The organism is Chryseobacterium sp. CP-77 (assembly GCF_036362765.1).
Classification (GTDB): Bacteria; Bacteroidota; Bacteroidia; order Flavobacteriales; family Weeksellaceae; genus Chryseobacterium; species Chryseobacterium cupriresistens.
In genome coordinates this window covers 697,104-720,065 of the sequence record NZ_CP143637.1, presented here as the reverse complement: position 1 = coordinate 720,065, position 22,962 = coordinate 697,104, and the positions used below count along the sequence as shown (strand labels likewise).

General features: G+C 36.9%; 22 protein-coding genes. 14 read left to right on the top strand and 8 right to left on the bottom strand.

Annotated features, from left to right (window positions below):
* Positions 1–100 precede the first annotated feature (100 nt).
* Entirely contained in the window at positions 101–736 is a 636-nt protein-coding gene (locus tag V0410_RS03100) for a cysteine hydrolase family protein (RefSeq protein WP_330746266.1), read from the bottom strand.
* Positions 737–1,098: 362 nt separating this feature from the next.
* Here V0410_RS03100 and V0410_RS03095 point away from each other — a divergent pair, with 362 nt between their 5' ends.
* From V0410_RS03095 to V0410_RS03075, 5 genes are all read left to right on the top strand, one after another.
* Positions 1,099–3,678: an FtsK/SpoIIIE family DNA translocase gene (locus tag V0410_RS03095; RefSeq protein ID WP_330746265.1), complete on the top strand. Its 2,580-nt coding sequence runs from the start codon at positions 1,099–1,101 to the stop codon at positions 3,676–3,678.
* A 64-nt stretch (positions 3,679–3,742) separates the two neighbouring features.
* On the top strand, positions 3,743–4,390 hold the full coding sequence (locus V0410_RS03090; RefSeq protein ID WP_227942755.1) for a LolA family protein: 648 nt from the start codon (positions 3,743–3,745) through the stop codon (positions 4,388–4,390).
* 110 nt (positions 4,391–4,500) lie between these two features.
* Complete coding sequence (locus V0410_RS03085; protein WP_330746264.1) at positions 4,501–5,958, top strand: LptF/LptG family permease; 1,458 nt, start codon at positions 4,501–4,503, stop codon at positions 5,956–5,958.
* Positions 5,959–6,089: 131 nt separating this feature from the next.
* Entirely contained in the window at positions 6,090–6,881 is a 792-nt protein-coding gene (locus V0410_RS03080) for a hypothetical protein (protein ID WP_330746263.1), read from the top strand.
* 83 nt (positions 6,882–6,964) lie between these two features.
* Positions 6,965–7,609: a hypothetical protein gene (locus V0410_RS03075; protein ID WP_330746262.1), complete on the top strand. Its 645-nt coding sequence runs from the start codon at positions 6,965–6,967 to the stop codon at positions 7,607–7,609.
* Positions 7,610–7,651: 42 nt separating this feature from the next.
* Here the strand turns inward: V0410_RS03075 and V0410_RS03070 are convergent, their stop codons facing one another.
* The 3 genes from V0410_RS03070 to V0410_RS03060 all read right to left on the bottom strand — a co-directional run bounded on the left by V0410_RS03070 (position 7,652) and on the right by V0410_RS03060 (position 9,930).
* Positions 7,652–8,713 (bottom strand): 3-oxoacyl-ACP synthase III family protein, encoded by a 1,062-nt coding sequence (locus V0410_RS03070; protein WP_330746261.1) that lies wholly within the window; start codon positions 8,711–8,713, stop codon positions 7,652–7,654.
* Positions 8,714–8,911: 198 nt separating this feature from the next.
* Positions 8,912–9,466 carry a ribosome recycling factor gene (frr, locus tag V0410_RS03065; RefSeq protein ID WP_034694343.1) on the bottom strand — a complete coding sequence of 185 codons (555 nt, stop codon included), beginning with the start codon at positions 9,464–9,466 and terminating at the stop codon, positions 8,912–8,914.
* Positions 9,467–9,738: 272 nt separating this feature from the next.
* Entirely contained in the window at positions 9,739–9,930 is a 192-nt protein-coding gene (locus V0410_RS03060; protein WP_330746260.1) for a hypothetical protein, read from the bottom strand.
* 498 nt (positions 9,931–10,428) lie between these two features.
* Here V0410_RS03060 and V0410_RS03055 point away from each other — a divergent pair, with 498 nt between their 5' ends.
* Together V0410_RS03055 and V0410_RS03050 are read left to right on the top strand one after the other, a co-directional pair.
* Positions 10,429–11,367, top strand: a complete 939-nt coding sequence (locus tag V0410_RS03055; protein ID WP_330746259.1) for a DUF4238 domain-containing protein — start codon at positions 10,429–10,431, stop codon at positions 11,365–11,367.
* Positions 11,368–11,829: 462 nt separating this feature from the next.
* Complete coding sequence (locus V0410_RS03050; RefSeq protein ID WP_330746258.1) at positions 11,830–13,185, top strand: lipase family protein; 1,356 nt, start codon at positions 11,830–11,832, stop codon at positions 13,183–13,185.
* Positions 13,186–13,266: 81 nt separating this feature from the next.
* On the opposite strand, the gene pyrH is transcribed toward V0410_RS03050, so the two are convergent.
* Positions 13,267–13,974: a UMP kinase gene (gene pyrH / locus V0410_RS03045; protein WP_076355472.1), complete on the bottom strand. Its 708-nt coding sequence runs from the start codon at positions 13,972–13,974 to the stop codon at positions 13,267–13,269.
* A 166-nt stretch (positions 13,975–14,140) separates the two neighbouring features.
* Between pyrH and porQ the strand changes: the two genes are divergently transcribed.
* The 5 genes from porQ to V0410_RS03020 all read left to right on the top strand — a co-directional run bounded on the left by porQ (position 14,141) and on the right by V0410_RS03020 (position 17,230).
* Positions 14,141–15,133: a type IX secretion system protein PorQ gene (gene porQ, locus V0410_RS03040; RefSeq protein WP_110008755.1), complete on the top strand. Its 993-nt coding sequence runs from the start codon at positions 14,141–14,143 to the stop codon at positions 15,131–15,133.
* Between the two features lie 84 nt (positions 15,134–15,217).
* Positions 15,218–15,892, top strand: coding sequence for a (d)CMP kinase (gene cmk, locus V0410_RS03035; RefSeq protein ID WP_330746257.1), 675 nt, complete (start codon positions 15,218–15,220; stop codon positions 15,890–15,892).
* Positions 15,893–15,987: 95 nt separating this feature from the next.
* On the top strand, positions 15,988–16,338 hold the full coding sequence (locus V0410_RS03030; protein ID WP_047431084.1) for a YtxH domain-containing protein: 351 nt from the start codon (positions 15,988–15,990) through the stop codon (positions 16,336–16,338).
* A gap of 79 nt (positions 16,339–16,417) precedes the next feature.
* Complete coding sequence (locus V0410_RS03025; RefSeq protein WP_202842454.1) at positions 16,418–16,726, top strand: phage holin family protein; 309 nt, start codon at positions 16,418–16,420, stop codon at positions 16,724–16,726.
* 3 nt (positions 16,727–16,729) lie between these two features.
* A complete protein-coding gene (locus tag V0410_RS03020) occupies positions 16,730–17,230 on the top strand; it encodes a phosphoribosyl-ATP pyrophosphatase (RefSeq protein ID WP_202842456.1) in 501 nt (166 codons plus the stop codon).
* Positions 17,231–17,297: 67 nt separating this feature from the next.
* Here the strand turns inward: V0410_RS03020 and V0410_RS03015 are convergent, their stop codons facing one another.
* Positions 17,298–18,023 carry a TrmH family RNA methyltransferase gene (locus V0410_RS03015; protein WP_110008752.1) on the bottom strand — a complete coding sequence of 242 codons (726 nt, stop codon included), beginning with the start codon at positions 18,021–18,023 and terminating at the stop codon, positions 17,298–17,300.
* Between V0410_RS03015 and tamL the strand changes: the two genes are divergently transcribed.
* Entirely contained in the window at positions 18,009–20,618 is a 2,610-nt protein-coding gene (tamL, locus tag V0410_RS03010; protein WP_330746256.1) for a translocation and assembly module lipoprotein TamL, read from the top strand. The genes V0410_RS03015 and tamL overlap by 15 nt on opposite strands.
* On the opposite strand, the gene V0410_RS03005 is transcribed toward tamL, so the two are convergent.
* Together V0410_RS03005 and V0410_RS03000 are read right to left on the bottom strand one after the other, a co-directional pair.
* Positions 20,615–21,172 carry a SanA/YdcF family protein gene (locus tag V0410_RS03005; RefSeq protein WP_395974871.1) on the bottom strand — a complete coding sequence of 186 codons (558 nt, stop codon included), beginning with the start codon at positions 21,170–21,172 and terminating at the stop codon, positions 20,615–20,617. The two genes, tamL and V0410_RS03005, sit on opposite strands and share 4 nt — an antisense overlap.
* A gap of 56 nt (positions 21,173–21,228) precedes the next feature.
* Positions 21,229–22,353, bottom strand: coding sequence for a ferredoxin--NADP reductase (locus V0410_RS03000; RefSeq protein ID WP_330746255.1), 1,125 nt, complete (start codon positions 22,351–22,353; stop codon positions 21,229–21,231).
* 33 nt (positions 22,354–22,386) lie between these two features.
* On the opposite strand from V0410_RS03000, the gene V0410_RS02995 reads away from it, so the two are divergent.
* A complete protein-coding gene (locus tag V0410_RS02995) occupies positions 22,387–22,950 on the top strand; it encodes a TlpA disulfide reductase family protein (protein ID WP_330746254.1) in 564 nt (187 codons plus the stop codon).
* Positions 22,951–22,962: the final 12 nt, after the last annotated feature.

Sequence of the window (22,962 nt, the reverse complement as noted above, 5' to 3'; positions counted from 1 at the left end):
CGTCTTAAATTAAACAATATGTATGATAAAACTTTGCACCTTTGCGTTTACCCAACAAAAATTGAAGTTCATTGTACACGTTCCCTATCTAAAAATAGCCTTATTTTAAAAGTTCATCAGTATTTATGACACGGGCATAAAGATTTCCAAGAGCAGATATCTCCGCAAGGAAGGATCTTTGAACTTCTTCAGCCTTTATCACTTCCCCATTCAGTTCACTATTTCTGGTTGCTGTGGCATCGGCAATAATGGTATTGGTAAACCCGAAATCAAAAGCAGCTCTGGCTGTAGATTCCACACAGACGTCTGTCATCATTCCTGTAATCACAAGGTTTTTAATGTTCTTTGACTGAAGATAATCCAGAAGATCCGTCTCTCTGAAACTGTTGGGAAAATGCTTAACGATAACTTTTTCATCTTCCCCCGGTAAAACCAAATGATGGATTTTAGCACCCTCTGTACCCGGAAGAAAAAACGTTGCACCATCATTGGTAGAAATATGCTGAATGTGAATAACAGGAAGATGATTGTTCCTGAAATATTCTAAAACTCTTCTGGTGTTTTCAGCGGCCTGTACGCTTTTTTCCAGTGTCATTTTTCCGCCCGGGAAATAATCATTTTGTACGTCGATAATTAATAGTGCCGTGTGTTCCGTTTTTTGTTGTTGTGCGTTCATTGTAATCATTGAAATTACTATCAGACAAGAGGTCAGAATAGTTTTAAATTTATTTTTCATAGGTGAAATTGTATAGGCCAAAATTACAGAGACTTTACGTCCTGACCTTTGAACTAGTTCAAAAAACACTATTGCTATCTAAAAACTTTAGTATTGTTAATTTTTTTAATCTCTGTCCGATTAAACCAAAAATTTTATTATCTTTTTAAAGAAAAACAATTCATAAACAGTTAATATAATTTAACGGTATCAGATTTGGATAAGCCAAAAAAATAACCTTATTTTATTCTGTCATAAATGAAAATATTCTTAAAGTAAAAATTTTAAATAACCTTTGTAAAAGCGGGATTACCAAAATGTTTTTTGGATAAAAAAGATTTATTTAGTGTTGAATAAAACATTAAATTTGCGACATTGATATTATGGATAAAAAGACACAAAAAAAACCGACTGAATCGCCTGAGAAAGGCAGAATCTTATCTAAGCCACGTATTTTTTTCGGGCTTACTTTTATACTTTTATCGGCTGTTCTTGCACTCTCATTCGTCTCTTATCTGATGAACTGGAAAGCGGATCAAAGCCAGGCCGGAACCATGCTGGACAAAAGCATAAAATCTTCCAATATCTTTGGCAAGGTAGGTGACTGGCTTGGAAATATTTTCATTTTTGAAAGTATTGGTATTGCTTCATTTATCATTGCATTTTTATTCCTTGTAGTGGGGACTCTGATCCTTAAGAAGAAAATCTTCAAACCATGGAAAACGATCGGCCACTCTTTATTTTTCATCTGCTGGCTTCCTATTTTTATGGGAGCACTTACGAAAGGTCAGGGTGTTTTAGGAGGTGTTTATGGATATCAGATCATGGACTATCTTAACTCCATCATCGGAGCAGTAGGCCTGTGGACCGTGTTAGCTGCAAGCATTCTTCTCTATTTTATCCTTGAGTTTAATCTTCGTCCAAGTTCGATCAAGGCGAAGCTGGATAAGATCAATGAAAATACGATCGGAAAAGTAAAATCCATGATGCCTGACTCTAATGATGATTTTGAGGCTGATGAGGAATTGAAAGAGGAAGCAGAGGAAGCTGAAGAGGAAACACTTTCCAGAGTTACGGTGAGTGATGTTACCAATAAGCCCGTTACAACTCCTGTCAATACAATAAAAGACCCGGAACCGGTAAGTGCTCCGAAAGGATTTCCTGAGGTTCCGGTTTCCAACGAAATAGAAACCATTTCTACGCCTAACCATACTTCTTTTGAAGCAGAGCCAAGAGATGTTTCTCAACAGGTCAGCTTAAACCTTTCTACCAAGCCCATTGTTCCGGTTTCAAGCCCCGAAGAAGCATTTGATATCAGACCTTCTGCTCCGTCTCCGGCAGTAACAACAACTCCGGCACAAGAAAACATTAAATTCAATGTAGAAGTGGCACAGGTGGTTGATGTTTTGGATGATTCTGATAAAAAGTCTCAGGAACTGGTAGAAAAGCATGGTTTGTATGACCACAAGCTAGATCTTGCCAACTTCCAGATGCCACCTGTAGATTTGCTGAAAGATTACGGTAATGAAGAAATTTCCATCAATAAGGAAGAATTAGAAGAAAATAAAAACAAAATTGTCGGACTTCTGAAAAATTTCAATGTTGGAATCGCAGAGATTAAAGCAACCATCGGTCCTACAGTTACGCTGTATGAAATTGTTCCTGAAGCAGGAATCAGAGTCGCAGCAATTAAAAAACTGCAGGATGATATTGCGCTGAACCTTTCCGCATTAGGAATCAGAATTATAGCGCCAATGCCAGGAAAGGGAACAATCGGTATTGAAGTGCCAAGAAAGAATCCTACTATGGTTTCTATGCGTTCTGTCATTGCTTCCCAGAAATTCCAGAATACAGATATGGACCTTCCGGTAGTTTTTGGAAAGACCATTTCCAACGAAATCTTCATGGCCGACCTTTCAAAAATGCCTCACTTATTGATGGCAGGAGCAACAGGTCAGGGTAAGTCTGTTGGTATTAATGCTATCCTTACTTCCCTTCTTTATAAAAAGCACCCGAGCGAACTGAAATTCGTCATGGTAGACCCTAAAAAAGTGGAACTTTCATTATATTCTAAAATTGAAAGACATTACCTGGCAAAACTACCGGATGCAGAAGAAGCCATCATCACAGACACCAATAAAGTAATCAATACACTGAACTCTCTTTGTATTGAAATGGATACCCGATATGATCTTCTGAAAAATGCGTTTTGTAAAAACTTAAAAGAGTATAATAAAAAGTTTACGGAAAGAAAATTAAATCCTGAAAACGGACATCGTTATTTACCGTATATCGTATTGGTAGTTGACGAGTTTGCAGATTTGATCATGACCGCAGGAAAAGAGGTTGAATTACCGATTGCCAGACTTGCACAGCTTGCGAGAGCCGTAGGAATCCACCTTATTGTGGCTACACAGAGACCTTCCGTTAATGTTATTACAGGTATGATCAAGGCTAACTTCCCTGCAAGAGCTGCCTTCAGGGTAATTTCCAGTGTTGACTCCAGAACCATCCTTGATTCTCCGGGAGCAGATCAGCTGATTGGTAAAGGAGATATGCTTTATTTCAACGGAAATGAGATCCTGAGACTTCAGTGTGCTTTCGTAGACACTCCGGAAGTGGAAAGACTGGCAGAGTTTATCGGAGAACAAAAAGGATATTCTTCAGCATTATTACTTCCTGAATACGTTTCTGAAGATTCAGCAAGTACAGTAGGTGCTTTTGACCCGAACGAAAAAGATGCTTTATTTGAGGAAGCTGCAAGAATAATCGTTTCTACCCAGCAGGGATCTACTTCAATGCTTCAGAGACAATTGAAACTGGGCTATAACAGAGCCGGAAGAATTATGGATCAGCTGGAAGCAAGTGGTATTGTGGGAGGATTCAATGGTGCTAAAGCAAGAGAGGTTTTGATCAGTGATCTTCATTCTTTGGAACAGTTTTTGGAAGATCTGCGTAGTTAAAGGAAAAGCACATCGTTTTAACCTTAAGAATTAAAGAAAATCTAACGATTATTAAATTAAGAAAATGAAAAATATTATTTCAAAAGTTATATTGGGAAGTTTTGTTGTAGGTGCAGTAGGTATGGCCAACGCTCAGAAGATTGATGCGAAAGCTAAAAAGATATTGGATGATATTACAGCCAACTACAATTCTAAAAAGAATTCTTACTTCAAATTTTCTTTTGGAAGCGGCCTTAACGGACAGGTGACCAAAACAGAACCTGGTATTTATTATGTTGCCGGAGAGAAATACAAACTGAAGATCATGGATACGGAACAGATCTTCGACGGAAATAAAATTTACAACATCAACGCCGATGATATGGAAGTTACCATTGCCAAGCCCAACGGAACCAGCACCATGTTCTCCCCTATCAACTATCTTACCACGTATAGAAACGATTATAATGTAACATACAACGGTAAGAAAATGGTGAATGGTGTGAATGCCGATTTTATTAAACTGACTCCGGTGAAAGCCAACGGCATTAAGTTTGTGTACCTTTTTGTCGATTCAGCGAAAAAGCAGATGGTAAAACTGGAACAGCACGGAAACAATAAAGATGTTGCAGTAATTGCTATTAAAGAATATAAAGAAAACCAGGAACTGGATCCTAATATGTTTGTTTTTGACAAAAATAAGTTTAAAAACTACATCGTTACAGAACTTTAAAAAGCTGAAAGTGAATTCGCAACTATGTAAATTTACTTTTAACGTTAAAAAAATAACAAAATATAAAAAGCCACAAGTAAACTTTGTGGCTTTTTGATTAATTTTGGCGCATGTTAAAAATACTAGACCGATACATTATAAAAACCTTCTTTGGACCGTTTTTCTTTATATTCAGCGTATTGTTTTTCATTTTTATTGTAAACATTATCTGGGTACAGTTGGGACAGTTTATGGGAAAAGGATTAAGCTACTGGCAAATCCTTAAACTTCTTTTTTATCTTGGAGTAAACGTCATCAGTATGGTGCTCCCGCTTACGATCCTTCTGGCGAGTATCATGTCGTTCGGTGAATTTGGAGAACGCTACGAGCTTGCTGCCATGAAAGCAGCGGGAATTCCTCTGACCCGTGTAATGACGCCTCTTCTTGGAATTTCAACAGCACTTGCCATCATGCTGTTTTTCTTTTCCAACAATATTATCCCGGATTTTCAGAAAAAAGCAAAGAATATGCTTTTTAATATTGCCCAAACCAAACCGGCTATCAACTTCACTCCGGGACAGTTTATTGATCAGATTCCCGGTTATATGGTAAAGTTTGATAAAATATACGGGGAAAACGGAGAAAATATTGAAGGCGTTTTTGTTCATAAAAAAGCCAATGCTTACGAAAACCAGCAGTCTGTTGTTGCAGAAAAAGGAAAATTTGTTCCAGCGGCTAACAAGAACTTTTTAAAACTGGTACTGTATAACGGTTATGTATTTGAAGATGCTTTTGCCGGAAAAGGTGATAATGTAAGACTGAAACAACCTGATCAGGCGATTAAATTTGATACATTGGTTTCTCACTTTGACATCAGTGAAATCATCAATAAAGCGATCGAAAAAGAACAGATTACGGATGACTACCGTTTCCAGACTTATAACCAGCTTGACGGAACGATTACCAAAACCAAAAAAGACAATAAGCAGTTCTTTGATAACATCGGATCCGAGGTTCTTAACCAGACCAATTCTGTAATTACCTATATGAATAAAGGGAATAAACATAAAGCTGCTCCGAAAACCCAGATCAAACTGGATACGGTAAAAGGTGATAAAAAACTGGAAATCATATATAATTCCTACACCAGGCTTGACAACCTGAAATCAACACTGGAATCCAAAAAGAATGAGTATAGTTCTAATGTAAAATACTTCAGTAAGGTAGTGATTTACCAGCAGAGAATTGTTGCCTATTCTGTGACCTGTATCATCTTCTTTTTGATAGGATCCAGTTTAGGTTCTATCATCAGAAAAGGAGGAATGGGGCTTCCGGTCATCATTGCAATCGTTATTTTCATCATCTTTTATGTCATGAATGTTGGGGTGGAAAATATGTCATGGAGCGGAAAAATGAATCCTTATCTGGCAGCTTGGCTTCCTAACCTGATCCTTCTTCCTTTTGGAGTCTGGATGACTTATAAAGCTCTTACGGACTCACAGCTGTTTGATGCAGAAAAATACAAAGCATTGTTCAAACCTATCACCAAAAGGTTTACCAAAAGTAAGGAACATCAGAGATATCAATAATTCTGATTTTAAAATAAAATTGAAAGCTTCGGAGAAATTCCGGAGCTTTTTTGCTGATTATTATTAAAATATTTTGTCGACAATGATTTTGAATTTAAAAATTTATATTTGTGGGAATGTAAAACAAAACCATGAAGAAATTACTACTTATAGGCCTGTTCGGTCTTGTATCACTCAATGCCCATGCTCAGGATCAGGATGAAACCGGAACCTACAACGGTGAAAAATACGGCTACATCATTGACAAATCCGGAAAGAAAATTGAAGGTGTTGTACATCTGCACGGCGGCTATTCAAGTCCCTGGCAAAATCAGTTAAAAGTAAAATTTGCGGCCATTGCTGATATTGACAAAGTAAAGAATAAGATAAAATTCAAAACCTACGACACAGACGATATCAAAGAATACATGTTGTATGAAGGTGACACTCCGAGGGTTTTCAAGTCGGTAAAATACTCCAACATGAGAGAGGCTCTGAACAGCTCTGAAAGTTCAACAGGATTATCGGCCGGCTTTAAGGCAATCAACAACCTGTCAAGAACGGAACAGTTTGCTGAAGTAGTAGCAGAAGGTAAAATTACAGTTTATAAGCTTTATGGCTATCCTACGGCTCTTTCTGCAAACAGTACTCAGGCCATCACACAGCGGGAAACAGACCGGTTAAGAGAGAATCCCAATTATATCTTTTCAAAGAAAGGAGGAAAAGCTGAAGAATTAACGCCCGCAAAAGCCAAAATTATCCTGGCAGACTGCCCTTACGTAAAAGCAAAAATAACAAAGGGTGAATACGGTTCCCTGAAAAACGAAGAGAAGAAAAGAAGCGGTCTTGGAAAATTCATCCGGGATGAGATCAGCAATTCAACGGTGGATAAACTTTCAATTATCAATGAAGTGATCTACGATTATAACGAAAATTGCAAATAAAACTATGTAAGGCTTTCAGTTGAAGGCCTTTTTTATGTCCTTAAAATTTTTGTATTTTTATTCACCACCAAATCATTAACTCTATGAAAATCCTAGTTCTGACAGCGAGCATGCTTCTTTTTGTTTCCTGTAAAAATGAAAAAGATAAAATCATCCTGAAGGAATCCATTTCCAGAGATAGTTCTACTGCAAAAAAGGATTCAGTAAAAACAGATACAGCAGAAAACCCTATTGATCAGATTAAAAAAGAATATGCTGTGCTCCAGGCTCAACTGGAAGCTAAAAAGCTGAGTTCTTCAAAATTCAGTTATGACTGCCATGATGAACCTTCAGGGGAAGTTATTTTTTATTCTGACAAGGATGGAATTAAAGTGATAGAGCATTTTTATGCAGAACACAGTCATTTTTCGGCATCTGAAAAATATTTTATCAAAGACGGGAACCCATTTTTTATTTTCAGACAGGAAACCGTATGGAATTTTGACGGTGGCACCCCTGAAAAACCGGTCACCAAAGATGACATTACAGAAACCCGTATCTACCTTCAGAATAATCAGCCGCTGAAATGTTTTGAAAAGAAATACAGCATAAAATCCGACCAGAAAGAGAAAACAGCTCCGGATACGATTCCGGGAAAAGAAATCAGGTGTAATGCGGATGAAATCCTTCAGAGCTACCAATCTCTGTTAAAGCATAAAGACCAGAAAGGCTCCATACAATGTTTATAAAAACAAAAGAGATTGACCTTAGCCAATCTCTTTTTTATATTTTTAAAACTGATACACAAAAGCATTGATATTCATCCCAGCTCCTACTGAAGCAAATAATACGATATCATTTTTGTTAATTTTATGATGTTCCAGCTCGTCCTGTAAAATCATCGTCAGCAAAGAAGGAATCGTAGCCACACTGCTGTTACCTAATTTATGAATAACCATAGGCATGATATTTTCCGGAACGGGTTTTCCATACAGCTGGTAAAACCTGTTAACGATGGCTTCGTCCATTTTTTCATTCGCCTGATGAATGATAATCTTATTCAACCGGTTGATGGAATATCCACTGTTGTCCAGACATTTTTTCATCGCATCCGGAACATTCACCAGAGCAAATTCATATATTTTCCTGCCATCCATCTTAATATACCGGGTATCCGGGCATCTTTCATTGTTGTAAGATTTTCCAAAATACAGATAGTCTTTCTCTTCAAGGGTATAAGAAGCTGACAAATGGGATTTGATCCCGGAATCATCATTAGAGTTCACTTCCAGAACCGCTGCTCCCGCTCCATCTGCATAAATCATACTGTCCCTGTCGTGGATATCCACTACACGGGAAAGGGTTTCTGCCCCAATCACCAAACATCGTTTTGCCAAACCGGATTTGATAAACGCATGAGCCTGTATGACGCCTTCAATCCATCCCGGACATCCAAAAAGAACATCATAGGCCACGCAGAAATTATTTCTGATCCCCAGTAAGTGTTTCACCCTTGCAGCGAGGCTGGGCACCATATCAGACTGAACGGTTCCGAAACGAACATCCCCAAAGTTATGGGCAAATATAATATAGTCTAATGTTTCAGGATCGATCCCTGCATTTTCTATGGCTGCACGCGCCGCAATGACGCCAAGATCTGAAGTGACCTGTGTACTGTCCGCATACCTCCTTTCTTCAATACCCGTAATCTTTTTAAGCTTATCCGTAATGGAAGCGTTATTCTCCTTTAATAAAATCCCTTCTTCATTAAGAAAAATATGTTTATCAAAAAATAAATTGGTTATGGTTTCCGATGGGATATAATTTCCTACCCCGATTATTTTTGTCATCATTATAGTATCTGTTTCCTGTTTTTTAATTAAACGTCAGGAATAATTCATTAAATATAATGAATGAACGTAAATACTTAACAATATCGTATGGAACAAGAATGCATTGCATTGCAAAAAAGTGAAATGTCATAGTAAAAAATCACAAAAAAAGAGGTCTCCCAAAAGAAACCTCTTTAAAAATATTTTAAAAACTGAAAATTATACTTTCATAATTTCAGCCTCTTTTGTCTTAAGATGCTCATCACAAAGCTTAACGTATTTATCAGTATAAGCCTGGATTTCTTCTTCCACGCCTTTTACGACATCTTCAGAAACTCCTTCCAGTTTTTTAAGTTCTTTCAAACCGTCCTGTCTTGCATTTCTTACCGTTACTTTAGTGTTCTCAGTTTCCACTTTAGCCTGTTTTGCAAGCTCTTTTCTTCTTTCCTCTGTTAAAGGCGGAACATTAAGGATAATGTTTTCCCCGTTGTTAGAAGGTGCAAAACCTAAGTTGGAATTGATGATTGCTTTTTCAATCGCATTGATTGCCGTTCTGTCCCAAGGTTGAATAGAGATTGTCATTGCATCCGGAACAGAAACATTCGCAACCTGGTTGATAGGAGTCATTGCTCCGTAGTATTCTACCATTACATCCTGAACCATTGTCGTAGAAGCACGTCCTGCTCTAATTCTTTGAAATGCGTGATCCAGGTGCTTTACCGCTGCATCCATGTCCTGTTTTACAGATTCTAATATAAGATCTAATTCTTCCATTATTATATTAAAGTTTGATAAATTACACATCTATTAATTCAACTGAATATCAATTAATTAAATCCAAAAACACCGTAAACATCAGGGTTTTCTTACTATTTTAAATTATTTTTTACTATTCAGTGCTGCAAAAATAATGATTATTTCCATATTCTGGTAAGACTGCATTCTGTATTTTGTGAAAACGTTGATATTTTTGAATAGGACACTGTACAAAACTATTTGTTTTGTTGTAAATACGGCGTTGAACTCAACGGAAAAAGAAAAGACGATTATAAACCGTCTTTAAAATTTAAATAATCGATAATCAATTCCCTAGGAATTCTAATGTCAACAGAATAAGAAAACTCCTTAGAATGAAATCCATCAGCTAATTCATGCATTTTTGATAAACATTCAACAGCGACAGAATCTGTTCTCATTTTTAGGTACAAAATAAAATCCTCTAACATCTCTATTTTCATTACTGCGCATTTTTTAAATTGTTCCTTAATGCTTAATCTCTAATATCGGAAAAAATAATTAAAAAACCTAACAAATTGATAACTTTAATTTCTACAATTTCCTAGAAGAAAACGGATATCAAAAAAAGATTATTCGTGAGGCAAACGGAACGACTTTCTGTACAAACTACCAGAAAGAACTATAGAGAATATTTGGAACTCTCTAACGATCCATAAGGATAAAACAATAACGGATATATCGCCTAAGGATGAAATTGTATTTATTCAACGATATCAGCCAACTACAAAAGAAGAAGCAGATCTTCTTTTAAAAATAAACTTAGGAATTATTAATTGTCTAATTCCTTGATGTTTTGCTTTCAGTTACAGTTGAAGCTTTCTGTATTTAACTAATTTTTTATCTTTGATAAAAGCTATAAATATTCTTTATTATAAACAATAATGGCAAAAAAAAACCAACATTATATACCTAGGTTTTATCTTCGATATTTCTCTTTTATGAAAAATTTGAAGCAAATTGGTATATACAATGTAAATACTAATTTTTTCAAACAAGATGTTCCTCTAAAGCATCAATGTTCAAAAGACTTTTTTTATGGAGAAGATGAAAAAATTGAAAACTTTTTATCTAAATTAGAAGGTCAATTTGATTCTTGTATTAAACAAATAATATTTACTAAAGATTTACTTAAAAAAAATAAGGAAGAGCTACACATTCTTTTAGCATTTCTTGTTATTACTGAGATGCGAAGTTTGACAAATATTGAAAACATGAAAAGTTTTCATGCAAGAGTAAATTCTTTAGATTCTGAATATAACTTTCCTAATTTAGGGCATCAGCGAATTGTAGATATTATATTTTCCGTATTTCTTGATGTTCTTCCAACTGTTTTAGATTTAGAGTATAAACTATTTAAAAACGAAACTAAAACAGCATTTATTAGCTCTGATTTCCCTATAGCAAAATATAATTTATTATTCGAAAATTTGCCTAAATACTTTTCTTCAACAGGATATCGAAGCAAAGGACTATTAGTCTTTATACCAATTAATCCGTTTCTAACAGTTATTTTCTACGATAAATCAACATATAAAATTGGGAATAAAAAAGATAACGTTATACCTATTGTAAATAAGCTTGAGGTTGATCAATTAAATTTACTGCAAGCTTTAAACGCTAATGAAATAGTATTTTTTAACGAATTAATAAATAAAGAATATATACATCTTTTGATTTCAAAAGCTAATAAATATAATAAACCTAATATCGCACATACATATAAAGCCAAGCTATTAAAAGAAAATGGTGAGGAAGGAGAAATTGTAGTGAACAAACAAAATACCGTACACATCGGTCTTAAAATAAGTTCCATCAAGATTCATTCGGGCAGTAAAAAATCTAGTGTAGATCCTTTAAGAATAAATTTAAGAAATTAACAATAAAGCTGTTAACGACACAATCTGTTTTAAATCCTAAACTATACTTTGATTTGCCCATAAAAAATGCCCCTAAAAAGTTTCTAACTTTTTGGGGGCAGTCTAATTTCATTACTTGTATAACATTATATCCCAAATACAGTAAAAGAAACGAACCTACTATAGAAGCAATTGATTCCCTTGTTAAAAATTTAAGTAGAATTTCTGACCATTTCTTAATCTGCTCCATTTTACCTTTAATATCAACTTCAAGCAAAAAACTTCAGGTACAAATACCTACCGAATATTTTGGTTATTTCTACTTAGTGTGATATCATTTTTAATAACGTCCTTTACTCTATTCTTTTAAACGAAATATCGGCAGGTATTTTACATTGAAAACTTGCCGTAACAAACGAAAAGTCTTGAAGAAGACATTTTGCAGAAATGAACAATTATAAACTAATTTAAACCAATCACATCATGACAAATCCATCATTAGATGCCTATCAACAAGTTTTCGGTATGGCAGGTCTTGCCAACCGTGCCGGAGGCTACAACGGTTTTGGTATCCAACTGCAGCAACAGCTTCAGTATGATTTATCCTATTATTTTAACAATGTTCCTCCGGTTAAAATAATGGATCAGAAAACACCTTCCATAGCTAATCCTTCAGCCGTATCGGAATTAGGAAACTGGGATCTGGTCTGGGGACCTGCCCTGATCGAAGAAAAAAATGAAAAAGGAGTTCCTACCGGTGTTGCAGATAATGCATTATATGTCGTTAAGTCTGATGCTGTCGCATTTCCGGGAGGTCCTACATTACCTACTTACGTTGTGGCTATTGCTGCCACTAATCCCTCCTCTCTTTACGATTGGGAAACAGAAGATTTTTCGGTAGCCGAAGTAGTCAACTGGACGACTTATAATCCTTCCAACTTTGCTCCATCAGCCTTTAACGGCATTGACCCTTATATTTCAAAAGGAACGGCCACCGGGGTCGGTATACTTCTGGGACTTATAAGTCCAGGTGATGCAGCCGCACCCAATACCACGCTTCAACAGTTCCTTGCCAGCTTAAGTCCGGATCCGGATACTGCCATCATATTCTGTGGACATAGCCTTGCCGGAGCATTATCTCCTACCCTTGCCCTTTATCTGAAAGAGAATAAGGATCTGGATGCCTTCGGAGTAACGCTTGTATATCCTACCGCCGGACCAACGCCGGGTGAAGCTGCATTTGCCAGCCTGTTCAACAGTAAATTCCCGCCATTGCCTCCGGGATGGCAGCAACAGACAGGTACTTATCAAAGCTGGAATACCATGCACTGGAACGATCTGGACGTTGTTCCTCATGCATGGCCGGTATCGGAACTGGGGAAAATTGCAACGATTTATGGCCAGGCTCCTACCTATATGACGGCAGCCTTATTAAACGCTTTACAAAAGATGGCGATTGCTGATTCTTCAAATTCAGGAGCCAGTTATACAAGAATACAGAACCAATCGCTCCCAGGTCAGCTCCAACACTCAAGTGCCTCCTCGGTGAGCATCAAAACACCGCCTGAATCTTTGCAGGACTATATGCTGCAGCTATCCGTACAGCATGTGGGAATGTATAATGGTATTCCTGCGGAAGGATCCAATCCACAGGTAGAAGGACTTATTTTATCACAGCCATTACCAAAACCAAAGGTGAAGCTGGTACCGGGAGTAACTGCTGTCACGGAATTGGAGATGATTCTTAAAATAATAAATCAGATCATCGGGTGGATTTCTTCCCGTTATGTTTTGGTTGAAAAGGAAAATGCCACACAGAATGTTGAAGCAGACAAATAAGTACTTAAAACAATCATTAATAAAAAACACCTGTCACAATTACTGTAACAGGTGTTTTTATATTTTAAACGCTTAAACTGATTATAAATCAACTAAAGTCCCTACATTTTCTCCGTCTACGATTTTTTCTAAATTTCCATCTTTGTTCATATCGAATACAATGATTGGCAATTTATTTTCGTGGCTCAGAGTAAATGCGGTCATATCCATTACTTTAAGGTTTTTCTCAAATACTTCATCAAAAGATAATGAATTGTATTTTACAGCATCTGCATTCTTTTCAGGATCGCTGTCGTAGATTCCGTCTACTCTGGTTCCTTTTAAGATCACATCAGCTCCGATTTCGATGGCTCTTAAGGTAGCCGCTGTATCTGTGGTAAAATAAGGATTTCCTGTTCCTGCCCCGAAGATCACTACTCTTCCTTTTTCAAGGTGTCTTACCGCTCTTCTTTTGATGAAAGGTTCAGCTACTTTATCCATTTCGATAGCAGACTGAAGTCTTGTTTTAATTCCTGCATCTTCTAATGCTCCCTGCAAAGCCATTCCGTTGATTACCGTGGCCAGCATTCCCATATAATCACCCTGCACTCTGTCCATTCCTTTGGCAGCTCCTGCTACACCACGGAAAATGTTTCCTCCTCCAATTACGATCGCTACTTCACAGCCTTTTTCAACTACCTTTTTGATCTCAGCTGCATATTCCTGCAGTCTTTCATTGTCAATACCGTATTGTCTGTTTCCCATTAAGGCCTCACCGCTTAGTTTCAGAAGGATTCTTTTATATTTCATCTTTTATTTTTAATAACTTTTATTAGTATGGGTTTCCCCGGAATTTGATTTTGCAAATATAATCATTAAAGATATTGATGAAAGAAAAATATTTAAATAGAAATAATGTCAGAAATATTTTGAAAAGTACGAAAAAGGATTATTTTTGCATTAATTATAAATTGAGTTGAAGAAAATTATCATTTTTTCATTATTTCTATCAGGAATTGTTTCTTATGCGCAAACAGGAACAAATGTTTATCCGTTCTTAAATGTACCTGTATCTGCAAGACAGGCTGCTTTGGGCGGCGATGCAATTTCGGTAAGAGATTATGATGTTTCCTTTGCTATTGCAAACCCTGCCCTGTTAAATAAAGATTCTGACAAACAGCTTTCTGTAAACGCAACGGCTTACCTTGCCGACTCGAAATACGGAACGATTGCTTATGCCAAAGACTTTGAGAACGGCCATATGGCTACCATCAATGCAAGGTATATGAGCTATGGAAGTATTCCGAGGACGGATGAAAGCGGTTTCGAAAACGGAGAATTCAAAGCTTCAGATGTAGCGATTGGCGCAGGCTATGCCTACCAGTTTGAAGAAGACTGGACGATTGGTGGAGGACTGAATTTTATTACCTCAAAAATTGATAACTATACTTCTTCCGCGATCTCAGGAACAGCGGGAATTACCTATCATAATAAAAAGAGCAAGGAAGTCGTTTCATTGGTCATGAGAAACTTTGGGTTTCAGCTGAAGTCTTTTAATGGAACAAGAGAAAATCTTCCTTTCAGAATTGATCTTGGATATACCAAAATCATCAAGAACTTCCCTCTTGCCATTACTATTACCGCACATGATCTTCAGAAGTTTGATATTTCTTCAGAAGAAAACCTGGACGGGCAAAAAGTAGGTGCCGGAAGAAAGATCGCAGACCACTTTTCTTTGGGAGCCGAATTGTTTCCGGAAAAGAATTTCAATATCAGGCTGGGATATAATGTAAAAAGAGGAAATGAGCTGGCGGTTGCCGATCAAAGAAATTTCTCAGGACTTTCTGCAGGATTTGGAGTTAAAGTTTCCAGATTCCGTATTGATTATGCCCACGTAAGATATCACAACTCTTCGAACGTCAATCAGATAGGAATTTCCATGGACCTTTCCAGCCACAGAGGAGAATAATTTTCCCGGCCGGAAATTTCTTAATTATTCTGAAAATTTCTTACTTCCTCTTGATTTTCTAAAAAAAATCTTGAAATTTGCAGTATGAAAAAACCTGTAATTGCTATCGATGGGTACTCGTCTACCGGAAAAAGTTCTATCTCTAAAATCATTGCTGATCAGCTGGGACTTATTCATATGGATACAGGAGCGCTTTACAGAGGAGTTACCTGGTATGCTTTGCAGCATTGTCTGAATGAAAACGGCGAGATTGATCTGAATACGCTGTTCTCTTCTTTTGACCAGATTAAACTTGAATTTAAAAACAGCGACGGCACGCTTATTCTTTTCCTGAATGACACAGATATCTCTACGGAAATCCGTACCAATATCGTATCTGATAATGTAAGCCTTGTTGCCAAGCAAAAAGAGGTGAGAGATTTCCTCCTGCAGTCACAGCGCACTTTGGCAGAAAAAGGTGGCGTTATTATGGACGGACGTGACATCGGGACAGTAGTTCTGCCAAATGCAGACTATAAATTCTTTCTTACTGCCAGTATTGATGAAAGAACCAACAGAAGGTTTCTGGAACTGAAAGGACTGGGAATTGAGGCGGATAAGGAACAGGTAAAGCAAAACCTTGTAGAACGCGATAAAATCGATAGTGAGCGTGAAATAGCCCCTTTGAAGCAGGCTGACGACGCTATTGTCATTGACAATTCGGCACTCACCAAAGAGGAAACCATACAGCTTATTTTATCTCACATCCAAAAGATTTAACAATTTTTAATAGGCTTCAGGCCTCCTTTGGTATACAAATTGTAAGTTTTATTACTGTAAAAACTAATCTATTATTAATTATTAAAAAACTTAAAATGTCTAGAAAAGGAAATAATACAGCAGGTATATTGGCAGGACTTCTTGCAGGTGCTGCGGCAGGTGTAATCTTAGGAATGTTATACGCACCGGAAGAAGGTAAAGAAACCAGAAAAAAAATCAAAACGAAGGCTAATGATCTTAAAGATCAGGCAAAAAACAAATACGGTGAGGTTTCTGAAAAAGTGAAAGACCAGTACAGCAATATTTCTTCTACTTTCAAGGAAACGGCGAACAGCGTAGCACATACTGTGAAAGACGGATATGACAAATACAAAGATCAGATTGTTTCTAAAACTGCAGATTTGGCAAAAGATGTAGAAGCAGAACTGAATGATCTGAAAAAATAAGTAATTTATCTTTTTAAGTAAATTACAGAAAGGAACTTTTGTGCGAAAGTTCCTTTTTTTGTAACTTTAAAAAAAAACAATGATAGAAACTATTAAAGAATACGCCTCCAAGAGAATCGATCTTCTGAAAATTGAAGCGACTGAAAAGTCGTCACTTTCTGCCGGGCTCATTACTTACTTTGTAGTACTGCTTGTTGCTTTTGCTTTTTTTATTATCCTTTTCAACTTTGGAATTGCTTTCCTTATCGGAAAAGCATTGGATAATTATTCCTATGGATTCTTAATTGTAGCTGCATTTTATGCGCTGATAATGGCGTTTGTGGTTGCATTCAAAACAAAAATTGTGAATACTGTTGCAGATCAGGTTATTAAATTTTTAAATCATTAAACTATGGGTAGAAAATACGAGAGCATAGAAGAATTAAGAAGAAAGAAAAAACTGCTTCAGGGTGAAATAAGTGATCTTGAAAATCTTCTGACCTTCAAAAATACAAAAGAAAGCCTGAGTGCATTTACCAATGGTTTAACTGATCAGTATCTTCAGGAAAAGATTGATGAAGACGGTGATGAAAAAGTAGTCCTAAGGAAGGATGTCATTGCCAAACAGCTTACTTCAGAGGTGAAAGACCTTTTGATCAGCAAAAATACAGCTGTAGGAATTGCCAGCTCTGCTTTCAAAGGAGGAAATCTTACAGACGGGCTTGTAAAACTGGGGGTTACTGCTATCGTAGGGAACTATGCCAAAAAGAATATGAAAAGTTCCAACTGGAAGAAAAAACTGATTGGTGCTGCATTGATTTACCTTGCTCCTATTGCGCTGAAATATGTCAGAAAAAAAATAGAAGTATACCAGAAAAACAAAAGTGTTTCAAGTATGGAACAACTGATTTAAGAAATTAGGGCTCAGGATTTAGAAAATAGTTTTACATTTTCACTTCCTGGGCCCTAATTTCTGAATCTTATTTTGAAAATAATTGTCCTAAAATAATCCCGGCAGCCATTGACACATTCAGGCTTTCTGTAGACTGGGATTTTCCAAATCTAGGAATACTGATACTTTTTTGTACCAGTTTTTCCGTCTCCGGTCTCATTCCGTTTCCTTCATTTCCTAAAATAAGGTTTAGCTTTTCGGGTTTCTGAAAAGTATAAATATTCTCCCCTTCCATATCCGTTCCGATATTTACATTCTCTGTTTTGGAAAGATATTCCACCAGATCAGTATACACAACATTCACCCGGGTAAAAGATCCCATGGTTGCCTGAATCACTTTCGGATTGTAAACATCTACAGTGTCTTCACTACAGATGATCTGTTCTATCCCGAACCAGTCTGCCAATCGTATAATGGTTCCCAGGTTTCCCGGATCCTGTATTCCATCCAAAACCAATTGTATATTCTTATCTTCCCATTTTTCTTCCTCAGCAAGATAACATACCGCCACGGAATCTTTTGGAGTTTTAAGAAAACTTATTTTTTTTAATTCATTTTCAGAGATATGGGTAACAGGAACGTCAGTACGGTCCAATTTTTGCGGATCGGTTGACAATATTTCTTTAACTTTAAAGTTAGAATTAGAAAGTTCACAAATGATTTTATTACCTTCAACCAAAAACAAATTGTATTTTTGTCTGAACTTCTTTTTATCTAAAGATTGTAAAACTTTTATTGTATGAGCTGTAAGCATTATAAGAATTCTCCTCAAAAATATTATAAAATTATCTCATTTGCAACATTTGTTGGTCTCCTTTATGCTTGTAGTACGACAAAAAAAGTTCCTGACGGCGAATACCTGCTTACCAAGAACAGTTTAGAGTTCGAGGATAAGAAAGTATTTTTCGATGAGGAACTTAAAGATTATATTCAGCAGAAGCCCAACAAAAAGCAGTTTCTTTTCATGCCATTAAGTCTCCTCCTGTACAATATGGCGGATCCGAAATACGACACCATACTTAATGAATATATGACCTATCCCGGTGAGATGAGAAATCAGAAGCTGAGAGATTCTTTATTTATTAAATATAATATGAAAAGCAGTGTCGGGAAAAGCCTTCTTTTTGACCGTCTACTGCACAATTGGGGAACACCGCCGGTTATTCTTGATCAGACGAGAAGTGAAAAAAGTGCTGAATCTATCAAGAAAAGACTTACCTACAGGGGATATTGGGATGCTGATGTCAATTTTAAACATACGCTGGATTCCGCTTCCAAAAAAGCATCGGTTAATTATTCCATCAAACATAATGAACCTACGCGTATCAAGGATTATTTCTATAATATTCCGGATCAGGGGATCAAAGGGTATTACAACTATAATCTGAACAGAAGTCTTGTAAGATCCGGACAGATCCTTGACCAGACCGTTCTGGAAAGAGAGGTTACCAGAATTACTGATCTGATGAGAGAGTTTGGTTTCTACAGGTTCAATGCTTCCAATGATGAAGTTTATTTCGTTGCAGATTCCCTTAAAAGCAGAAAACAGGTTCCTTTAACCCTGGAAATTCATAAAGATTCTCTGGATACTCCCTATAAAATAGCCACTTTTGGAAATATAGATGTGGCTATTGTGGATGAACCCGGTGACTATCCTAAAAATACCAAAAAAGACAGCTTAAGGAGAATAAGATTCCATACGATGAATGATAAATATAAACTTTCATCGGTGTGGAGAGCTATTATTCCGGACAGTAAAAAGGTTTTTGACCAGACAAAACTGGATGTTACCAAGAGAAATCTTTTATCGATGAATAACTTCAGCATCGTTAAAGCCAGAGACTCTCTGAGACAAGGTGGAATGACTTCTCCTAACGACAGTATTGTTGATGTTTTGTATGTATTGAAACCACTACCAAAGTACGAACTTAAAGTGGGAACGGATATCAATTATTCTCAGGTTTTAAATCTGGGGATCTCTCCTTCTGTTGACCTTACCACGCGAAATGTTTTCAGAGGAGCAGAAAACCTTTCTACCAGCCTTTCTGGGACATTTGGTTCTATCAGAAGTACAAAAGACATCAGTAAAAGGGTTGCGGCCTACGAAATTTCAGCCCAGGCATCCCTGAACTTCCCACGACTGCTGCTTCCTTTTAATTATTATAAGTTTATTCCAAAACGATACACGCCTACATCATCTATTTTGCTGGGGGCGTCGATACAGAACAACATCGGTTTGGGAAGGTTGATTTTCAATACCGGACTGAATTATCAGGCAAGTGTTAATGATCAGGTGTATCACAAGCTTACTTTATTCAATACTCAGGTCAGTCTGACAAAAAATAAAGATGCCTACTATGACTACTTTGTGAATGACGGAAGGGTAAAAGATGAAGTTTTCGGAAATTATTTTATGTTTAGCCCGGAAACCGCGCAGACCGGACAAGATTACAAAGATGGAAAACTGAATGTAGATGAAGTTTCCAAAATGATTATTGAGAACGATGCTTACCGTGGAAGTCTTAATCAGCAGGGAAGAGATCTTTTAACGGCCTTTACCGGAACATTGGTCAACAAAGACCGACAGACCCAGGATGTCCTTATCTCTTCTATGATCTATAATTTTGTTTATAGTGAAATTGGAAAAAAGGAATATCCAAATGCCTTTTATTTTAACGGAAAAGTGGAGCTTGCGGGAAATATATTGAGTATATTCAATAAAAAAGATAACGGCGGAGGTATTGTTACCGGCCCTCAAGGAACTATTTTCGGGCTGCCCTACGCACAGTTTGTAAAATTTGATATTGATACTAGAAAATATTTCAAGTTTAACGGAAACCAGACATTGGTGCTGCGCCAGTTTATCGGAGTTGGAATACCTTATGGAAACTCTAAGGATATGCCCATCATCAAGTCTTATTTCAATGGAGGTTCCAACGATATCAGAGCATGGGTAGCCTTTGGAGGACTAGGTCCTGCCGATTCTCAGGTAGACGAAAGAGTTCGTACTTATATGACGGATAACCTGAAGCTTACCACCAATATTGAATACCGAATTCCATTCAATAAAACCTATGAAGGCGCACTATTTACCGATATCGGAAATACATGGAGTCTTCGTAATTATAACGATGGATACGGAGATGAATTTAAGTTCGGTAAGTTCTGGAAACAGGTAGGTATCGGAAGTGGATTCGGATTAAGATTAAATATTGCCTATGTAACGGCGAGAATTGACCTTGCGTATAAGATCTATGACCCGAATAAACCTGAAGGCGACCGATGGAGATTCAAATTCATCCAGCCTTTCAAACCTACAGTTAATATCGCGTTCGGATATCCTTTCTAATCCGGAGAAACGCCTAAAATAAAATACACTACAGCAATCACACGGGCGAGGATTTCCCTCGTCTGGTTTCTGTAGAAACTCTCAGGTTTTGTGACATCCTGCGCATCAAATCCCAAAGCATTCATATCATTATTTCTTGCAAAAAACAATGCTCTCAGGTTGTGATATCCCTGAGATACAATAATGACATTCTTCTTCTTATAAACATCCTTACAACGCAGAATGCTTTTATAGGTATTAAAGCCTTTCGGATCTTCTACAATAATATCTTCCGGAACACCTTCCTGGTTAACCAGATAATTTCTCATAGCTCCCGGCTCATTGTAGCCTTTGCTCTTTTCCCCGCTAACGATAATTTTCTTGATTTTCCCATGATGGTATAGAAGGGCTGTCGCATCCATTCTTTTGGTGAAATAAGGGTTTGATTTTCCTGATCTCATTTTTGGAGAGGTTCCCAGAACCAGTGCAATTTCCCTTGGCGGAATTTTTGAGATTTTGGTATAAGTTCTTCCGTTGGTAAGCCCGAAAACCCACACATTACAGAAGCATATCATCAGAATTCCCAATTCCAGTGATATAAATCCAAGGTTAAATATGTTCCTAATAATTCTCAACTAAGATCAAAGTTAAGCTTTATTTTTTTACTTTTCACAATAGACATACAAGCTAAAATATGTCCCTGCTCCTCCTCTTTTTCGGTAAGATACTCATTCTCCAGCAGTTCTACTTCCCCTTCCTCCAGAGAACATTCACAGCTTCCACAGATTCCTGACTTGCAAGAATAAGGAACAGGGAATTTCTGCATCAGAAGCTGCTGTAGGATTTTATCCTTATTATCAGGCAGATAAGTGGTATATTTCTTTCCACGCATGGTAAACTCGACCTCTATATTTTGAATAAGAGGAAATTCTTTTTCCACAGGATAAATATCGTCATTAAATTCTTCAAAAAGTTCAAAATGGATATTCTTTTTCGGAATTCCGTGATGATAACAGGCATTAGCCAAAGTTTTGATCATTTCGCCTTTTCCACAGATCAGCACTTCGTCTACAGCATCCCAGATTGTAGATTCTTCGTCTGTATCATCCAAATGAAGAATCTGATTGATGATAAGATTCAGCTTTTTTTCATCAAGTCTTCCATAAAAAAACTGATCTGCCGTTTTCTCCTGAGAAAAAAAGTAAAATATCTGAAGTCTGTCTCCACATGTTCTGGCAAGATTATCCAGCTGTTCGCGATAGACTAAATCTTCTGAACTTTTATTTCCAAAAAATAAGAACAGCCGTGTTCTGGGTTCGTTGTGGAGAATATTTTTAAAATGACTCAAAATGGGCGTAATCCCAATACCGGCAGCAAAAGCAACAATAGTTCTGAATTCGCTGGGTTTGGATACGATTGTAAATCTTCCGGCAGGTTCACTTACCCACAGTTCATCCCCTTCGTTATAGTTCTGAAATAACTGAGAAGTAGCACCTTGAGAAGAATTAACCTTTATCCCCAGACATATTTTACCTTCATAAGGAGCCGAAGTCATTGAATAATCATTAATAACCTCTTCCCCATGTGATTGAAATCGTATACTGACGAATTGCCCGGCTTCAAACCTGAAATTTTCTCTTAAATTCTCAGGAATTTCGAATTCCAGAGAAAAAGTATTTTTGGTCAGCTCTTCCTTTTTCGCTATTTTTAACGGATGAAACTGTATAAGTTTCCCTTTATAGATTTGTTGTTCCATAACTTCAATTCAAAAATAGATAAAAAATAATTTATGAAGAAGATAATTTTTTCCACGTTACTTCTTACTGCTCTCTACAGCTGTAAAAAAGAAGGTCAGAAATCTGAAAATATCACAGCTGCAGATTCTGTTCCTGTATCTCAAACTGCAGAGGCAGAAGGAAGTACCGCTATTCCCAAAGAGCTTTCTCCTGAAAACGTAAGCCAGCATTTGGCAAAAAATAATGATACGTTATATGTAACCAACTTTTTTGCAACCTGGTGTGGCCCATGTATCAGAGAAATTCCAAGTTTTAAAAGTAAAATGGATGAATTGAAAGGAAAACCTGTAAAGTTCACTTTCGTCAACCTCGATGATAAGGCAGATTGGGCTGGTGCTGTTAAGAATTTTGCTGCAGAAAATAAATTGGGAGGCAGCATTATATTACTGGATGGACAAAAATTAGATCCAAACTTCTTTCACAACAACTTCAAACAATGGGACGGAGGTTCTATTCCTTTTACTTTCATGAGAAAAGGTGATAAAACCGACGAATATCTGGGAATGATGACGGAAGATGTATTGAATTCTAAAATCGATTCTTTCCTAAATAAATAGACTGAACTCTTT

What these genes read in the sequence shown, in the direction of transcription:
- V0410_RS03000 (WP_330746255.1), bottom strand. Translation starts at nt 22,353, where the DNA reads ATGGAACAACAAATCTATAAAGGGAAACTTATACAGTTTCATCCGTTA.
- V0410_RS03015 (WP_110008752.1), bottom strand. Translation starts at nt 18,023, where the DNA reads ATGCTTACAGCTCATACAATAAAAGTTTTACAATCTTTAGATAAAAAG.
- V0410_RS03055 (WP_330746259.1), top strand. Translation starts at nt 10,429, where the DNA reads ATGAAAAATTTGAAGCAAATTGGTATATACAATGTAAATACTAATTTT.
- V0410_RS03020 (WP_202842456.1), top strand. Translation starts at nt 16,730, where the DNA reads ATGGGTAGAAAATACGAGAGCATAGAAGAATTAAGAAGAAAGAAAAAA.
- V0410_RS03095 (WP_330746265.1), top strand. Translation starts at nt 1,099, where the DNA reads ATGGATAAAAAGACACAAAAAAAACCGACTGAATCGCCTGAGAAAGGC.
- cmk (WP_330746257.1), top strand. Translation starts at nt 15,218, where the DNA reads ATGAAAAAACCTGTAATTGCTATCGATGGGTACTCGTCTACCGGAAAA.
- V0410_RS03060 (WP_330746260.1), bottom strand. Translation starts at nt 9,930, where the DNA reads ATGAAAATAGAGATGTTAGAGGATTTTATTTTGTACCTAAAAATGAGA.
- V0410_RS03030 (WP_047431084.1), top strand. Translation starts at nt 15,988, where the DNA reads ATGTCTAGAAAAGGAAATAATACAGCAGGTATATTGGCAGGACTTCTT.
- V0410_RS03090 (WP_227942755.1), top strand. Translation starts at nt 3,743, where the DNA reads ATGAAAAATATTATTTCAAAAGTTATATTGGGAAGTTTTGTTGTAGGT.
- tamL (WP_330746256.1), top strand. Translation starts at nt 18,009, where the DNA reads ATGAGCTGTAAGCATTATAAGAATTCTCCTCAAAAATATTATAAAATT.
- V0410_RS03075 (WP_330746262.1), top strand. Translation starts at nt 6,965, where the DNA reads ATGAAAATCCTAGTTCTGACAGCGAGCATGCTTCTTTTTGTTTCCTGT.
- V0410_RS03025 (WP_202842454.1), top strand. Translation starts at nt 16,418, where the DNA reads ATGATAGAAACTATTAAAGAATACGCCTCCAAGAGAATCGATCTTCTG.
- frr (WP_034694343.1), bottom strand. Translation starts at nt 9,466, where the DNA reads ATGGAAGAATTAGATCTTATATTAGAATCTGTAAAACAGGACATGGAT.
- V0410_RS03005 (WP_395974871.1), bottom strand. Translation starts at nt 21,172, where the DNA reads ATGATATGCTTCTGTAATGTGTGGGTTTTCGGGCTTACCAACGGAAGA.
- V0410_RS03080 (WP_330746263.1), top strand. Translation starts at nt 6,090, where the DNA reads ATGAAGAAATTACTACTTATAGGCCTGTTCGGTCTTGTATCACTCAAT.
- V0410_RS02995 (WP_330746254.1), top strand. Translation starts at nt 22,387, where the DNA reads ATGAAGAAGATAATTTTTTCCACGTTACTTCTTACTGCTCTCTACAGC.
- V0410_RS03100 (WP_330746266.1), bottom strand. Translation starts at nt 736, where the DNA reads ATGAAAAATAAATTTAAAACTATTCTGACCTCTTGTCTGATAGTAATT.
- V0410_RS03085 (WP_330746264.1), top strand. Translation starts at nt 4,501, where the DNA reads ATGTTAAAAATACTAGACCGATACATTATAAAAACCTTCTTTGGACCG.
- V0410_RS03070 (WP_330746261.1), bottom strand. Translation starts at nt 8,713, where the DNA reads ATGATGACAAAAATAATCGGGGTAGGAAATTATATCCCATCGGAAACC.
- pyrH (WP_076355472.1), bottom strand. Translation starts at nt 13,974, where the DNA reads ATGAAATATAAAAGAATCCTTCTGAAACTAAGCGGTGAGGCCTTAATG.
- V0410_RS03050 (WP_330746258.1), top strand. Translation starts at nt 11,830, where the DNA reads ATGACAAATCCATCATTAGATGCCTATCAACAAGTTTTCGGTATGGCA.